This is a genomic window from Micromonospora sp. KLBMP9576, from assembly GCF_050941805.1.
In the GTDB taxonomy this organism is placed as follows: domain Bacteria; phylum Actinomycetota; class Actinomycetes; order Mycobacteriales; family Micromonosporaceae; genus Micromonospora.
This window is the reverse complement of sequence record NZ_CP194567.1, coordinates 5,372,472-5,387,160: the sequence shown is the minus strand read 5'-3', so window position 1 is coordinate 5,387,160 and position 14,689 is coordinate 5,372,472. Positions and strand designations below refer to the sequence as shown.

Genomic DNA, 14,689 nt, shown 5'->3' with positions numbered 1-14,689 from the left:
GGGCCGGGCAAGCCTAGGTGATGTTGCGCCGAGATGGTGATCATCTGCGCACTCCTGCTCGTTCGATTGCCCGCGCCGAGCCAACCGTGCAAAAATGAGCAGCAAACGCGCGGCAATCGCGCAGTGGGAGGAGCTTCCGTGACACGTGCAGGGGCCGGTATGGCCGCCGACATCGACGAGCAGCCGGCGGGCTACGAGCGGCTGCTCGCCGCCGGGCCGGCCGGGCAGATCGCCCGGGTGGCGGCGGTCATCGCGCAACGCCGCCCCCGGCACGTGGTCTTCACCGCCCGGGGCACCTCCGACCACGCGGCCCTCTACGGGGCTTACCTGACCGAGATCCGCCTCGGCCTGCCCGCCGGCCTCGCCTCGCCCAGCGTCGTCACCCTCTACGACGCCAGGCCGGACCTCTCCGACGCGCTGGTCGTCGGCGTCAGCCAGAGCGGCGGCTCCCCCGACCTCGCGCAGGTGCTGCGCACCGCCCGCGCCTCGGGCGCGCTGACCCTCGCGGTCACCAACGCCCCCGACTCCGCGCTCGCCGAGGCCGCCGAACTCAGCGTCGACATCGCCGCCGGGCACGAGCGCGCCGTGGCCGCCACCAAGACCTACACCGCCGAGCTGCTCGCCCTGCTGATGCTCGTCGAGGGCGTCCGGGCCGGCGACGGCGTGCTGCCAGCCGCCGAGCGCGCGGCGCTCGCCGCCCTGCCCGAGCTGGCCGCCCGCACCCTGGCCGACCCCACGCCGACCCAGCTCGCACCCCGCTACCGCTTCGCCGGCCAGCTCGTCACCACGGGGCGCGGGTACGCGTACCCGACCGCCCGCGAGGCCGCGCTGAAGCTGATGGAGACCTCCTACCTGCCGGCGCTCGCCTTCTCCGGCGCCGACCTGCTGCACGGCCCCCTCGCGATGACCGACCCGGACGTGCCGGTGCTCGCCGTCGTCGGCTCCGGGCCGGGCGGCCGGTCGATGGGCGAGGTGCTGCCCCGCCTCGGCGAGCGCCGTGCCGACGTGGTGGTGGTCGGCTCCGCCGACGTCGAGGGCGCCACCCGGATGGCCGTCCCCGAGGTCGACGAGCGGTACGCGCCGCTGCTGGACATCCTGCCGTTGCAGCGCCTGGCGCTGGCGCTGGCGCTCGCCCGGGGCGAGGACCCGGACGCGCCGCGCGGACTGAAGAAGGTCACCGCGACGATGTGACCACCGGCGTGGCACGCTGGTCGGCGTGTCCACGCTGCGCAACCTCGCCGAGGAGCACACCCACCTCCGCCCGGCCGACATCGACCACCTGCACCGGATCGCCGGCGACTGGCAGCTGCTGTCCGATCTGTCCTTCGCCGACCTGCTGCTCTGGGTGCCGGTGGACGCAGACGGGACGTTCCTCTGCGTCGCCCAGGTCCGGCCGACGACCGCACCCACCGCGTACCTGGACGACCAGGTGGGGCGGATCGTCGGCGGGCCCGAGGTGGCCCACCTGGAGGTGGCCCACCGGCAGGGCCGGATCTGGCGGGAGGGCGACCCGGTCTGGTATGGCGACGTGCCGGCCCGGCACGAGGCGGTCCCGGTCCGGCTGCGCAGCACCGACGGCGAGGCCGGTGAGGTGATCGCCGTGGTGGGGCGGGACACCAACCTGTCCACCGCGCGCACCCCGAGTCAGCTCGAGCTGAACTACCTCACCACCGCCGACGACCTGGCCCAGATGATCGCCGACGGGACCTTCCCACCGCCGCGCCATCCGGGGGAGACCACGTCGGCCCCGCGCGTCGGCGACGGGCTCGTCCGGCTCGACGCCGGCGGCAAGGTCACCTACGCCAGCCCGAACGCGCAGTCGGCGTACCGCCGGCTGGGCTACGCCTCCCATCTGGTGGGCGAGGACCTGGCGGTGCTGCACCGCCGGCTGGCCGGCGACCCGCTGGAGGGCACGGACGCGGCGAACGGCATCCTCGCCGCGCTGCGCGGCGAGGCGCCGCCCCGCCGGGAGATCGACGCGCGCGGCGCGACGATGCTCACCCGGGCGCTGCCGCTGATGCCCGCCGGCGTGCCGATCGGCGCGCTGGTGCTGGTCCGCGACATCACCGAGGTACGCCGCCGCGACCGCGCCCTGATCACCAAGGACGCCACCATCCGCGAGATCCACCACCGGGTGAAGAACAACCTCCAGACCGTCGCCGCCCTGCTGCGCCTCCAGGCCCGCCGGGTGTCCATGCCGGAGGCCCGGATCGCCCTGGAGGAGTCGGTACGCCGGGTCGCCTCCATCGCCCTGGTGCACGAGACCCTCTCCATGTCCAGCGACGAGGCGGTCGAGTTCGACGGCATCGTCGACCGGGTGGCCAGCGCCGCGACGGAGGTGGCCGCGACCGAGTCGACCGTCGGCATGCGGCGCGAGGGCAGCTTCGGGGTGCTCCCCGCCGAGGTGGCCACGTCGCTGGTGATGGTGCTCAACGAGTTGCTGCTCAACGCCGTCGAGCACGGCTTCCCGCCGCCGGCCGGTGCGGTCGCGCCGCCGTTGTCGGTCGTGTCGGGGCCGGCCGGTGCGGTCGTGTCGGGGCCGGCCGGTGCGGTTGCGCCGGAGGTGGTGGTGTCGGTGCACCGGTTCCGCAAGATGCTGCACGTCTCGGTCACCGACAACGGGCGCGGGCTGCCGCCCGGCTTCGACGCCGAGGGAGGCGGCAACCTCGGGTTGCAGATCGTCCGGGCGCTGGTCACCGGCGAACTGCGCGGCACCATCGAGCTGCGCGACGGTGCGAAGGGTGGCACCGAGGCGACGCTCGTCGTCCCGCTGGTCCGCAACGAGGGCCGCTCCGCCGGCTGACCCCGCACCGGTCGCGGGCCGCGGGCCGAGGCCGCGCCGGAGCGGCCATGATCATCTGACGGTGAACCGGCCCGGGACGGGCCGCCACCCCGGTTCACCGTCAAACGATCAGGTGGGGCCGGTGAGTGAGCCCGAGGTGGGCGGGTCAGCGGGTGAGTAGGGCGACCGTGAGTCCCGGGCGCGGCCAGACCCGTTCGACGGTGAAGTCGGCCCGCAGCGCGTCGCCCTTGGCGCCGGGAACGGCGGCCAGCGGCTCGTCGCGGCGCCCGGCCACGATCAGCCAGACCCGATCCGCGCCCGCCAGGCACCCGGCCGGGTGGGCGCACTCGGCGGCCCACAGGTCGCCGCGCCGCGCCTGGTCCTCGGTCGCCAGCACGTCGCGGGGCCGGCGGTCACCCAGGTGGTACGCGAGCCCCAGATCCAGGAAGAGCCAGCTCTCCCGGGGCGCGTACACGACCGCGTCGCCCGGGCGCTGGCGGTCGGCCACGATCCGGGCCACGCCCCGGTAGTCCACCGTCGCGCTGCGCGGCCACTCGTGACTGCGCCGCAGCGCCGCCTGGTCGGGCAGCCCGAGCAGCCCGGCCAGGGCGACGACGGCCAGGGCGGGCGGCAGTGGCACCGCCGCGAGCGCCGCGCCGGCCAGCAGGCAGCCGAAGGGCACCACGAAGACGAGGTACCGGGGCACCCAGAGCGGCACGAGCAGCCCGGCGGCGAAGACCAGCAGCACGGGCAGCAGCACGGCGAGCCCGGGCAGCAGCGCGCGCCGGCCCAGCCGCGCCGCGCCGAGCGCGGCGAGACCCACCAGCAGGCCACCCACCACTGCGCTCTGTGCCACCCCGCCCGCGAGCGCGGTCAGGTCGTCGGGGCCGGCGGTTCGCACCCAGCCGAGCTGTCGGGCGCGTTGCTCCCGGGCGAGCAACGCCAGCGGGGTCAGCAGCAGCGCCGCCGGCACCAGGGCCAGCACCCAGCGCAGCACGGGCTTTCCCGGCCCGCCGCCGGCCCCGTCGCGCCGCGCTGGCGTACCGGCTGCGCCGGCGCTGTCGTCCCGCCCCCGTCCGGCCGGGTGGCCGGCGGCGAGCACGGCCACCGCGTGCGCGGCGAGCAGGGTGAGCGCGACCAGGTGGACGAGCCCGAGCGCGGCGACGGCGGCGGCGTACCCGGCCCAGCGCGTCCACCCGGGTCGGGCCGTGGCCTGGATCAGCAGCAGGGTCGCCAGCACCGCCAGGAAGCTGGCCAGCGCGTACGGGCGGGCCTCCTGGCCGTAGCGCGAGGTGCCCGGGAGCACCGCGAGGAGCAGCCCGGCGAGCAGCCCCGCCCGGGCGCCGGCCAGCCGCCGGCCGAGGACCGCGGTGAGCCCGGCGGTGGCGGCCATGGCCAGCGCGGCGGGCAGCCGCAGCGCGGTGACCGAGTCGCCGAAGAGCACGACCCAGGCGTGCATGAACAGGTAGTAGGGGCTGGTGGCGGCGTCGATGGTGCCGGCGAGCCGGACCAGGTCCCCGGGCGAGCGGCTCGCCGCGCTCCAGGTGGCCAGCTCGTCGCGCCACGGCTGCGCGTTGCCGATCCCGGTCAGCACGACGGCCAGGGTGACCACCGTCGGCACGATCCAGATCACCCGGTCCGGGCGGCCCGTCCCGCCCGCTGCCGTGGCCGCCGGCGGGACGCGGTCGCCGGGCGGAGCAGCGGAACCGGTCACATCCCGCAGCGTCACACGGGCCCGCCCGTCCGGTGCCCCGATCCGCCGATCACGTGCCGCCGACCCGCCTCGGCCGGCCCCGCGCAGGCCGGACCCGGGTAGCCCGGACCCGCGTCGGCCCGCTGGCCGGACCCGCGTCGGCCCGCTGGCCGGACCCGCGTCGGCCCGCTGGCCGGACCCGCGTCGGCCCGCCGGCCGGACCCCGATCGGCCGGGGCCGCGCCGATCGGGGTCGACGACGGTGGCCGGTACGTGGGCCCGTGATGTGGGATCCCGCACGCGCTCGTTGGCCGGCCGCCGAAGGGTGTGGCAGCATGACGGGCATGAGTGCCGCTGTCGTCCGTCGCTTCGTGGCCCGCCGCCACGTCGACTACGGCCGCGTGCGCAGCGCCATCTGTCCGGCCCACTGACGACGCCCGACCAATCTGTCTCGGGCGCGCCGCGCGCCGGCTGTCCCGACACCGTTGTCGCCAGCCCGTTCCGAACGGGCCGGCCGCGCGCCCTGCGTGTCATCGAGGCACCGCAGACAACGGAGGACGCCGCCATGGCGGTCAGCAGCATCCCGGCTCGGGCCGGAGATCCGACATCCCCCCGACCGGCCCGGCCCCCGCGCCGGCCCCGTGGGGAGGGGCAGTGGGCGCTCGGTCACCGCGAGCCGCTCAACGCCAACGAGCGGATCAAGAAGGACGACGACCCGCTGAACGTGCGGGCCCGGATCGAGAACATCTACGCCCACCAGGGTTTCGCCTCGATCGACCCGCAGGACCTGCGTGGCCGGTTCCGCTGGTGGGGGCTCTACACGCAGCGCAAGGCGGGCATCGACGGCGGGCGCACCGCCGTGCTGGAGCCGCACGAGCTGGAGGACGAGTTCTTCATGCTCCGCGTCCGGGTGGACGGGGGCGAGCTGAGCCTGGCGCAGCTCCGCGTGGTCGCGGACATCTCCCGCGAGTTCGCCCGGGACACCGCCGACCTCACGGACCGGCAGAACATCCAGTACCACTGGATCCGGGTCGAGGACATGCCGGAGATCTGGCGTCGGCTGGAGTCGGTCGGCCTGCAGACCACCGAGGCGTGCGGCGACTGTCCCCGGGTGGTGCTGGGCAGCCCGGTTGCCGGGGTGGCCCGCGACGAGTTGCTCGACCCGACGCCGGCGGTCGACGAGATCGTCCGCCGGTATGTGGGCGACCAGGCGTACTCGAACCTGCCGCGCAAGTTCAAGACCTCGATCTCCTGGCTGGCCGACACCCCGTACGAGACGAACGACATCGCCTTCCTCGGTGTGGACCACCCGGAGCACGGCCCGGGCTTCGACGTGTGGGTCGGCGGCGGGCTGGCCACGAACCCCATGCTGGCCAAGCGTCTCGGTGTCTGGGTGTCGCTGGCGGAGGTGCCGGACGTCTGGGCGGGGGTGGTCGGCATCTTCCGTGACTACGGCTACCGCCGGCTGCGCAACCGGGCGCGGTTGAAGTTCCTCGTGGCCGACTGGGGCGTGGAGAGGTTCCGCGAGGTGTTGGAGAAGGAATACCTGGGGCGGGCGCTGCTCGACGGCCCGGCGCCCCGGCTGCCCGACCGGCCGGTGGACCACATCGGGGTGCACCCGCAGCGCGACGGTCGCCACTGGGTGGGTGCCGCCCCGGTGGTGGGCCGGGTCTCCGGCGGGCAGCTCGCCCGCCTGGCCGACGTGGTCGAGGCGCACGGCAGCGGGCGGGTGCGGCTCACGCCGTACCAGAAGCTGCTGGTGCTGGACGTGGCGCCGGAGCTGACCGACTCGCTGGTGCGTGAGCTGCGTGGGATCGGCCTGGCGGCGCGGCCGTCGGCCTGGCGGCGCGGCACCATGGCCTGCACGGGCATCGAGTACTGCAAGCTGGCCATCGTCGAGACCAAGGCGCGCGGCGAGGAGCTGGTGGCCCGGCTGGAGGAGCGGCTGCGCGACTTCGACGCCGACATCTCCATCCACCTCAACGGCTGCCCCAACGCGTGCGCCCGCACCCAGGTCGCCGACATCGGCCTCAAGGGTCAGCTCGTGGTGGGCCCGGACGGCCGCCAGGTGGAGGGCTTCCAGGTGCACCTCGGCGGCGGGCTCGGCATGGCCGAGGGGCAGACGGCCGGCTTCGGCCGCAAGCTGCGCGGTCTGAAGACCACCGCCGACGAGCTTCCGGCGTACGTGGAGCGGCTGGCCCGGCGTTACCTGGCCGGCCGGGCGGCGGGGGAGACGTTCGCCAACTGGGTGATCAGGGTCGACGAGGAGGAACTCCGATGAGCGAGACCCGTTCCGCGCCGCTGTACTGCCCGTACTGCGGCGAGGAGGACCTGCGGCCGAGTGAGGCCGGCCACGGCGCCTGGGAGTGTCACGCGTGCGCCCGGGTGTTCACGGTGAAGTTCACCGGCCTGCTAGGCCGGGCGGTGGCCCGGTGAGCGGGGGCACGGGCGACCGGCCCGGCCTCGTCTCGGCGGTGGGCCTGGGGCTGGTCGGGCCCGGTGGCCCGGCGCCGGCGGAGGCGGCCCGGCGCGGGCACGCCGAGCTGCGGGCGCTGGCCGAGGAGGCGGGTCGGGAGCTGGCGGACGCCCCCGCGCTGGAGATCGCCCGCTGGGCGGCCGGCACCTTCGGCGACCGGTTCTGCGTCACCAGCTCGATGGCCGACGGCGTCCTGGCCCACCTGGTCTCCCGGGTAGCACCGGGCGTGGACGTGGTCTTCCTCGACACCGGCCTGCACTTCCCGGAGACGCTGCGGGTACGCGACGAGGTGGCCCGGACGCTGCCGGTGAACGTCCGCTCGATCCGGCCCCGACTGACGGTGGGCCAGCAGGACGGCCAGTACGGCCCCCGCCTGTTCAACAAGGCCCCCGACGACTGCTGCGGGTTGCGCAAGGTGGAGCCGCTGGAGCGGGCGCTCGCCGGCTACGACGCCTGGGCGGCCGGGCTGCGCCGCGACGAGTCGCCGACCAGGGCGAACACGGCGGTGGTGACCTTCGACGCCCGCCGGGGCAAGGTCAAGGTCAACCCGATCGCGGCGTGGCGGCAGGCCGACGTGGACGCCTACGTCGCCCGCTGGAACGTGCCGGTCAACGAGCTGCTCCGGCAGGGCTATGGCTCGATCGGCTGCTGGCCCTGCACGCGGCGCACGAAGGCGGGGGAGGATCCCCGGGCGGGCCGCTGGGCGATGTTCGAGAAGACCGAGTGCGGTCTGCACGGCTGACCCGGCCGGTCCCGGGCGCTCCCGGGCCGGGAACGACCGGGTGGCCGGCAACGCCGTCGACCGCGCCCCGGCCGGGGGTGTCGGCCGCCCGGTGGGGCGCGATCCCGCCGGGGGTGTCGGGGGCGGTCGAAGCGGTGGTCCTGGTCGCGCACGGCAGCCGGGATCCGCGGGCCGCCGAGGCGACGCGGGCGCTGGCCCGGGCCGTGTCGGCGGCCCGGCCCGGCAGGTCGGTGCTGGCGAGTTGGCTGGACCACACCGAGCCGGGGCCGACGGCGGTGCTGCGGGACCTGGCCGCCGCCGGTCACCCCCGGGCGGTGCTGGTGCCGTTGCTGCTCACCGCGGCGTACCACCGGCGGGTGGACGTGCCGGCGGCGGTCGCGGCGGCCCGCGCGGCGGGGGCGGCGATCGAGGTACGCGTCAGCGACGTGCTCGGCCCCACCGGCGAGGAGGTGGACGCCGCCCTGCTGGCGGGGCTGCGGCGCAGGTTGGCCGAGGCGGCGTCGGGGTCCTTCGACGGGCTGGTGCTGGCGGCGGCGGGCACCAAGGATGTGCAGGCGCGGGCGTCGGTGGGGCGGATGGCCGCCGCGCTGCGCGCCGGTCTGGGCGTGCCGACCCGGGTGTCGTACGCGTCGGCGGCCCCGCCGGCCGTGGCGGCGGCGGTGGCGCGGCTGCGGTCCCGCGGCGCCCGCCGGGTGGCGGTGTCGGCGTACTTCCTGGCCCCGGGACTGTTCCACGACGCTGTCGCCGTGGCGGCGCGGGGTGCCGGCGCGGTGGCGGTGGCCGCCCCGCTGACCGACGCGCCGGAGCTGGTCGACCTCGTGCTGCGGCGCGTGGACGTCGCCGCCCGGGTGGCCGGGCTCACGGCCGGCGCATGATCGAATTGGTGCCGGCCGGGGTACCGGGACGGGGTGTGGACAGCAGCGAGCCCCGGCGGGGTCTCCCGCCGGGGCTCGCTGGCTGGTTCGTGGGGATCAGGCGGAGTGAGCGCGCAGCACCCGGAGGCCACCGCGGCGCTTGACGGCGCGCCGCTCCTCCTCGCTCATCCCGCCCCAGACGCCAGCGTCCTGACCGGATTCCAGCGCCCACTGCAGGCACTGGTCGGTCACGGAGCAGCGTCGGCAGACGGCCTTGGCCTGTTCGACCTGCAGGAGAGCCGGCCCGGACGTCCCGATGGGGAAGAACAGCTCCGGGTCCTCGTCGCGGCAGACAGCATGGTGACGCCAGTCCATGGCGGCAACACTCCTCATTCTGGGTGGGTGGCAGATAATGCTTCCGTTGCTTTTCCTATATGCATCCGCAGCGCCGATCGTGACGGTTCGCGCCCGACTATTCGGCAATGCGTGAGCAGGCTGTGTCAGCCCCGCGGACCTGCTGGAACAGCTCAACCTGACGAGCATATCCAGGCGATGTCCCGGTAACTCAAGTTCGCTTGTGAATACTTTCACGAACGCCTGGGATGTCAAGGGGTGACGCTCGGAAAAACTCCGGGCGGTGAGCAAGCCCACAACCCCTTTGTCCGGATTCCAGCGCGTTCCTGGTTACCCGGCGTACCACTGTCGTGGATCAATATAGTACAGTCCGCGTGACATTGCTGACATTTCCGGCACCTGCTCCTCGGTGTGGCGGCCGTCGCAGGGGGTGGCGCGCGACCGCGTCGACCTACCGCAGTACCCGAGACCTAGCAGATTACTCTCAGTGCGGCGGGAACGGATGTGAATCTGACTTTCTCCCGCTCGCCAAGGTAGTCGCCGTCGAGCTGAAACGCCTGCGGCCGCGCCGAGACCAGGGTGAATTCGGCGACATCGTGCAGCCGCAGGACCTGACGGCCGCGCGGATCCGGCGTCGGCGAGAAGAACTGCGTCACCGTACGTGTCGTGCTGGCCACCCGGAGCTGCCGCAGGGCCAGCACGTCCAGGCCCAGATCGAACGACGCCTCCGGGTTCGGGTTGACCTCCCGGTCGCCCAGGAACGTCCACGGCGCGGTGTTCTGGATGATGGCCGTGGCCAGTTCGCCCTCCGGCGGCTCACCCAGGCGCTCCAGCCGGATCGCCGGGTGCCGGCGGTCGGAGTTGAGGAAGTACTGGGCGAAGGTGGAGCGGAAGTAGAGCGAGGGCGTGGAGACCCGACCCCGCCGGCGGGCCTGCTCCACCCGGTGGATGACGGCCGCATCGACCCCGAAACCCGCGCAGAAGGTGAAGTAGCGGTCGTCGGCCCGGCCCAACCCGATCGTCCGGTACCGGCCCAGCCGCAGGCCCTCCAGGATCATGCTGGTGCCGTCCGGCCAGTCCCGGGGCAGGCCCAGCGCCCGGGCGAAGACGTTCGTGGAGCCCCCCGGCACGGTCGCGAGGGCGGGCAGCCGATCCGCCGACGTGGCGCCGGTCGACAGGGTCGGCGGCTGCGCCGTCAGCAGACCGTTGACCACCTCGTTGACCGTGCCGTCACCACCCAGCGTGACGACGACGTCGACGCCCTCCTCGGCCGCCTCGCGCGCCAGCGCGGTCGCGTGACCCCGCCGCCGCGTGTAACGCACGGAGAGGTCGACTTCGCTGCGCAACGCCCGGACCAGGACGTCCCGGCTGCGCTCGCTGGTGGTGGTGGCCTTCGGATTGACCACCAGGACGGCCCGCATGGGCGGCACTGTACCGCGCGTGACCACGGGTATCGTGGCGCGCGTGACCATCGACTCCGACCCGATCCCCGCCACCCTGCGCTGGGCGGTCCGGCTGCTACGGGCCGAGGCGGTCGCCGTCGGGCTGGTGGCCGCCTGGCTGCTCTGGGCCGATCTCACCGCCACCAGCACCGACCTGCCGTCGGCGTTGCTGGTGACCGCCTTCGCGGCCGTCTCGGCGGCGGGGCTCTGGGTGGTCGGCGGCGTGCTGGCGCAGCGGAAGCCGACCGGCCGGGCCCCGGCGATCGTGCTCCAGTCGTTGCTGCTGCCGATCGGCTGGTTCATGATCCAGGGCGGGCTGGCGTGGCTCGGCGTACCGCTGATGGCCCTCGGTCTCGGGGTGATCGCCCTGCTGGTGAGCACCCCCACCAACCGGGCCCTCGGCTTCGGATGATGCCCGGCACGGCCGCCGGGTGCGGCGGTCAGTAGCCGGACGCGCGCCGGGTGAGCAGCGAGATGGTGGCCCGGCCGCCGACGGCCGTCGCGGACGCCGACGTGGTCAGCGCGGTCAGCACCTTCCAGGCGAAGGACGACTCGGCGGGCAGCGTCGCACCCCGCACGGTCGGCACGGTCACCTCGACGGTGAGCGCGTCGTCGGTCACCGCGAAGCGGCAGTCGAGTTCCGCGTCGCGCGTCGCGATGGCGAGCAGCATCGCGCACGCCTCGTCGACGGCGATACGCAGGTCCTCGATCTCGTCGAGGGCAAACTGGAGTCGCGCCGCCAGACCCGCGGTGGCGGTGCGCAGCACCCCGAGGTAGCCCCCGTCCGCGGGCACGGTGAGGTGCACGATGTCGTCGTCGTCTGTCGTCGGCTGCCCGGTCAGTTGAGTCACCACTCATCCCCCCGGTCGGGGACTCTACCCGCTCGGCCGTCGGGACGTGTGGGGACCGCCACGTGCCGCGCGGTGGAACCGCCCGGGGCGTCCCCGCCGCAGTGCTGGGGACCCCCCGCTACGACGGCGGCCGGCACGCCCCGAGGACGCGCCGGCCGGATCGTCGGTGGACCGCTGAGGGTCACGCCTGCTTGGTCTCCCAGAAGATCTTGGAGATCTCGTCGATCTTCTGGAGCAGCTCGTCGGCCTTGGACGGGTCGGTGCCGCCCTTCGCGCCGGCGGCACCCGCCAGCTTGGTGGCCTCGTTGAACAACTGGTGCAGGTGCGGGTACTTCTCGAAGTGGGCCGGCTTGAAGTAGTCGGTCCAGAGCACCCACAGGTGGTGCTTCACCAGATCGGCGCGCTGCTCCTTGATCAGGATGGCGCGGGTGCGGAACTCGGGGTCGGTGTTGGCCTGGTACTTCTCGCAGATCGCCTTCACCGACTCGGCCTCGATCCGGGCCTGGGCCGGGTCGTAGACGCCGCAGGGCAGGTCGCAGTGGGCGCTGGCGGTCACGCGCGGCGTAAGGATGCGCGGAAGTCGCATCAGGGAGCCTCCATGGGAAGTTTGCGATGATCCAAGACGACATTACTCCTGGACGCGCTCCGGGGAGGCTGGGTGGAGGGGAAACCGATGGGAACCGATCACCCACCGGCGGCGCACCGGCTGCGGTGGCCGCTGACCGCCGTGCTGGTGACCGGCCCGTCCATGTCGCCCACGCTGCGTCACGGCGACGCGGTGCTGGTCCGCCCGGGTGGCCGGGCCGTCCGCCCCGGCGACGTCGTGGTCGCGGTCTTCCGCAGCCGCCCCGACCTGCTGGTCGTCAAGCGCGCGGTCCGCGCCCAGGACGGCGGCTGGTGGCTGCGCGGCGACAACGACCTGGTCACCGACGACTCCCGGGTGTACGGGGTGGCCGACGTGCGAGGTCGCGTGGTGGCCCGCTACTGGCCCCGGCCGGGACGGGTGCGCGCGGCACCGATATGACCCCGCTCACATCGGCGTGACGGTGGCGTAACTATGCTACGAATCGTGCCCGGGTGACCCCCCGCACCGCGTGCCGCCGCCCGACGCCCACCTCGCGCCCGCGCCGGCCGCTCCGTCTGCTCGACAGATCCTGGAGTCACCATGTCACCCTCCACCGTGGACCCCGCCGACCCCGTCTTCCGGCTGCACCGCGGCGGCAAGATGGCCGTCGCCTCGACCGTCCCGCTGACCAGCAGGGAAGACCTCTCCCTCGCGTACACGCCGGGGGTGGCCCGGGTCTGCGAGGCGATCGCCGCCGACCCGACGCTCGCCGACGACTACACCTGGGCGGGGCACACCGTCGCGGTCGTCACCGACGGATCGGCCGTACTGGGGCTGGGCAACATCGGCCCGCGCGCGGCCCTGCCGGTCATGGAGGGCAAGGCGGTGCTGTTCAAGCAGTTCGGCGGCGTCGACGCGGTGCCGATCTGCCTCGACACGCAGGACGTGGACGAGATCGTCGCGGTGGTACGGGCGTTGGCGCCGTCGTTCGGCGGGATCAACCTGGAGGACATCAGCGCCCCGCGCTGCTTCGAGGTGGAGCGCCGCCTCGACGAGGCCCTGGACATCCCGGTCTTCCACGACGACCAGCACGGCACCGCGATCGTCGTGCTCGCCGCCCTGCGCAACGCCGCCACGCTGCTCGACCGGAAACTCGGTGACCTGCGGGTGACGGTCAGCGGCGCCGGTGCGGCCGGGGTCGCGGTGACGAAGATGCTCATCGCCGGCGGCGTGCACCCCGACCAGGTGGTGGTCTGCGACTCCAAGGGGATCATCGGCCGGCACCGGCCGGAGCTGACCGGCACCAAGGCCGAGTTGGCGGCGGGCACCAACGCCGACGGCCGCGTCGGCGACATCACCGAGGCGCTGCGCGGCGCGGACGTGCTGATCGGCGTCTCGGGCGGGCAGATCCCCGAGGTGGCCGTCGCCGGCATGGCCCCCGGCGGCATCGTCTTCGCGCTGGCCAACCCGACGCCCGAGGTGCACCCCGAGGTGGCGGCCCGGCACGTGGCGGTCGTCGCCACCGGCCGCAGCGACTACCCCAACCAGATCAACAACGTGCTGGCCTTCCCGGGCGTGTTCCGGGGCGCGCTGGACGCCCGCGCCACCCGGATCACCCCGGGGATGAAGGTCGCCGCCGCCGACGCCATCGCCGGCGTGGTGGCCGGCTCCCTCACCGCCGAGGCGATCGTGCCGTCCCCGCTCGACCCCCGGGTCGCCCCCGCGGTGGCCGAGGCGGTGGCGGAGGCCGCCCGCCGCGACGGCGTCACCCGCTGACCCGGCAGGAAGAAGCCCTTCCTTTCGCGGCGCGCCCTTCTGGTCGGCGGCTCGGCTTGTTACCGTGCCGATCATGCGTGCCGCCTTCGTTTCCCGCTTCGACGACACCGACCCGCTCGCCGCGCTCACCGTCGGCGAGCGGCCCGAGCCGACCCACCCGGCCGACGACTGGGTGACGGTGCAGGTGCGGGCCAGCTCCCTCAACCACCACGATCTGTGGTCGCTGCGGGGGGTCGGGCTGCGCGCGGAGCAACTGCCGATGATCCTCGGCTGCGACGCCGTGGCGGTGGACCCGGACGGCAACGAGGTCGTCGTCTACCCGGTCGTCCCCACCGCCGGCGACCCGCGCGGCGTCACCATCCTGTCGGAGTACCACCCCGGCACACTGGCCGAGCGGGTCGCCGTACCCCGGGCCAACCTGCTGCCACTGCCGGCGGGCCTCGCGGCGACCGACGCGGCCTGCCTGCCGACCGCCTGGCTGACCGCGTGGCGGATGCTGACCACGCGGGGCCGGGTCGACGAGGCCGACGCCGTGCTGGTGCAGGGCGCCGGCGGCGGCGTGGCCACCGCGGCCGTCGCGCTGGCCGCCGCGATGGGCAAGCGGGTGTACGCGACCAGCCGCGACGCCGGCAAGCGGGAGCGGATCACCGCGCTGGGCGCCACCGCCGTGGAGCCCGGCGCCCGGCTGCCGGAGCGGGTCGACGTGGTCGTCGAGACGGTCGGCGCGGCCACCTTCGACCACTCGCTGAAGTCCGCCGCGCCGATGGCCCGCATCGTGGTCTCCGGTGCCACCTCCGGGCACGAGCCGACCGTCAACCTGCGCCGGGTCTTCGCCATGCAGTTGGAGATCCTGGGCACCTCGATGGGCACCCCCGACGAGTTGGCCGCCCTGCTGGCGTTCTGCGCCGAACATGGCGTGCGCCCGGTGGTGGACACCGTGGTCCCGTTCGGCGGGGTCGCCGACGCCTTCGCCCGCCTGCACTCCGGCGACGTCTTCGGCAAGGTGGTCGTCGACCACACCGCCTGACCCTCGACCACACCGCCTGACCCTCGGGCATCCGGCCTGTCGGTCCGCAGCTCGTCGGCTGGTTCGGCGGTCGCTGTTCTGCCCGTCGGCCCGCCGGCCCGCCAGGCGGGCGCGGGTCACCGCGGCGG

At 74.5% G+C, this 14,689-nt stretch carries 15 protein-coding genes; 10 read left to right on the top strand and 5 right to left on the bottom strand.

What is annotated here, in order from left to right:
• Positions 1 to 159: 159 nt before the first annotated feature.
• Positions 160 to 1,191, top strand: a complete 1,032-nt coding sequence (locus ACQ452_RS23760) for an SIS domain-containing protein (RefSeq protein ID WP_433394375.1) — start codon at positions 160 to 162, stop codon at positions 1,189 to 1,191.
• 25 nt (positions 1,192 to 1,216) lie between these two features.
• Complete coding sequence (locus ACQ452_RS23755; protein ID WP_433387448.1) at positions 1,217 to 2,803, top strand: histidine kinase N-terminal domain-containing protein; 1,587 nt, start codon at positions 1,217 to 1,219, stop codon at positions 2,801 to 2,803.
• A gap of 145 nt (positions 2,804 to 2,948) precedes the next feature.
• On the opposite strand, the gene ACQ452_RS23750 is transcribed toward ACQ452_RS23755, so the two are convergent.
• Positions 2,949 to 4,415 (bottom strand): glycosyltransferase family 39 protein, encoded by a 1,467-nt coding sequence (locus ACQ452_RS23750; protein WP_433394374.1) that lies wholly within the window; start codon positions 4,413 to 4,415, stop codon positions 2,949 to 2,951.
• 624 nt (positions 4,416 to 5,039) lie between these two features.
• On the opposite strand from ACQ452_RS23750, the gene ACQ452_RS23745 reads away from it, so the two are divergent.
• From ACQ452_RS23745 to ACQ452_RS23730, 4 genes are all read left to right on the top strand, one after another.
• Positions 5,040 to 6,755: a nitrite/sulfite reductase gene (locus ACQ452_RS23745; RefSeq protein WP_433387447.1), complete on the top strand. Its 1,716-nt coding sequence runs from the start codon at positions 5,040 to 5,042 to the stop codon at positions 6,753 to 6,755.
• A complete protein-coding gene (locus ACQ452_RS23740) occupies positions 6,752 to 6,910 on the top strand; it encodes an IS1 family transposase (protein ID WP_121399684.1) in 159 nt (52 codons plus the stop codon). The genes ACQ452_RS23745 and ACQ452_RS23740 overlap by 4 nt, the downstream gene beginning before the upstream one ends.
• Complete coding sequence (locus ACQ452_RS23735) at positions 6,907 to 7,692, top strand: phosphoadenylyl-sulfate reductase (RefSeq protein WP_433387445.1); 786 nt, start codon at positions 6,907 to 6,909, stop codon at positions 7,690 to 7,692. Before ACQ452_RS23740 ends, ACQ452_RS23735 begins: the two co-directional genes overlap by 4 nt.
• 134 nt (positions 7,693 to 7,826) lie before the next feature.
• Positions 7,827 to 8,567 carry a sirohydrochlorin chelatase gene (locus ACQ452_RS23730; protein WP_433394373.1) on the top strand — a complete coding sequence of 247 codons (741 nt, stop codon included), beginning with the start codon at positions 7,827 to 7,829 and terminating at the stop codon, positions 8,565 to 8,567.
• Between the two features lie 96 nt (positions 8,568 to 8,663).
• Here ACQ452_RS23730 and ACQ452_RS23725 read toward each other — a convergent pair whose 3' ends face one another.
• Positions 8,664 to 8,921, bottom strand: a complete 258-nt coding sequence (locus ACQ452_RS23725) for a WhiB family transcriptional regulator (RefSeq protein ID WP_007072794.1) — start codon at positions 8,919 to 8,921, stop codon at positions 8,664 to 8,666.
• A 449-nt stretch (positions 8,922 to 9,370) separates the two neighbouring features.
• Entirely contained in the window at positions 9,371 to 10,321 is a 951-nt protein-coding gene (locus tag ACQ452_RS23720) for a diacylglycerol/lipid kinase family protein (protein ID WP_433387444.1), read from the bottom strand.
• 43 nt (positions 10,322 to 10,364) lie between these two features.
• Between ACQ452_RS23720 and ACQ452_RS23715 the strand changes: the two genes are divergently transcribed.
• The gene (locus ACQ452_RS23715; RefSeq protein ID WP_433387443.1) at positions 10,365 to 10,754 is read left to right on the top strand and encodes a hypothetical protein; all 390 of its coding nucleotides are present in this window, start codon (positions 10,365 to 10,367) and stop codon (positions 10,752 to 10,754) included.
• A gap of 28 nt (positions 10,755 to 10,782) precedes the next feature.
• On the opposite strand, the gene ACQ452_RS23710 is transcribed toward ACQ452_RS23715, so the two are convergent.
• Complete coding sequence (locus tag ACQ452_RS23710; protein WP_433387441.1) at positions 10,783 to 11,193, bottom strand: anti-sigma regulatory factor; 411 nt, start codon at positions 11,191 to 11,193, stop codon at positions 10,783 to 10,785.
• Positions 11,194 to 11,374: 181 nt separating this feature from the next.
• The gene (sodN, locus tag ACQ452_RS23705) at positions 11,375 to 11,779 is read right to left on the bottom strand and encodes a superoxide dismutase, Ni (RefSeq protein WP_088998581.1); all 405 of its coding nucleotides are present in this window, start codon (positions 11,777 to 11,779) and stop codon (positions 11,375 to 11,377) included.
• An 87-nt stretch (positions 11,780 to 11,866) separates the two neighbouring features.
• Between sodN and ACQ452_RS23700 the strand changes: the two genes are divergently transcribed.
• The 3 genes from ACQ452_RS23700 (at position 11,867) to ACQ452_RS23690 (ending at position 14,561) form a co-directional block, all read left to right on the top strand.
• The gene (locus ACQ452_RS23700; protein WP_433387439.1) at positions 11,867 to 12,217 is read left to right on the top strand and encodes a S24 family peptidase; all 351 of its coding nucleotides are present in this window, start codon (positions 11,867 to 11,869) and stop codon (positions 12,215 to 12,217) included.
• A gap of 141 nt (positions 12,218 to 12,358) precedes the next feature.
• The gene (locus ACQ452_RS23695; protein WP_433387437.1) at positions 12,359 to 13,534 is read left to right on the top strand and encodes an NAD(P)-dependent malic enzyme; all 1,176 of its coding nucleotides are present in this window, start codon (positions 12,359 to 12,361) and stop codon (positions 13,532 to 13,534) included.
• Positions 13,535 to 13,598: 64 nt separating this feature from the next.
• Complete coding sequence (locus tag ACQ452_RS23690) at positions 13,599 to 14,561, top strand: zinc-binding dehydrogenase (protein ID WP_433387436.1); 963 nt, start codon at positions 13,599 to 13,601, stop codon at positions 14,559 to 14,561.
• The last annotated feature ends 128 nt before the right edge of the window (positions 14,562 to 14,689 follow it).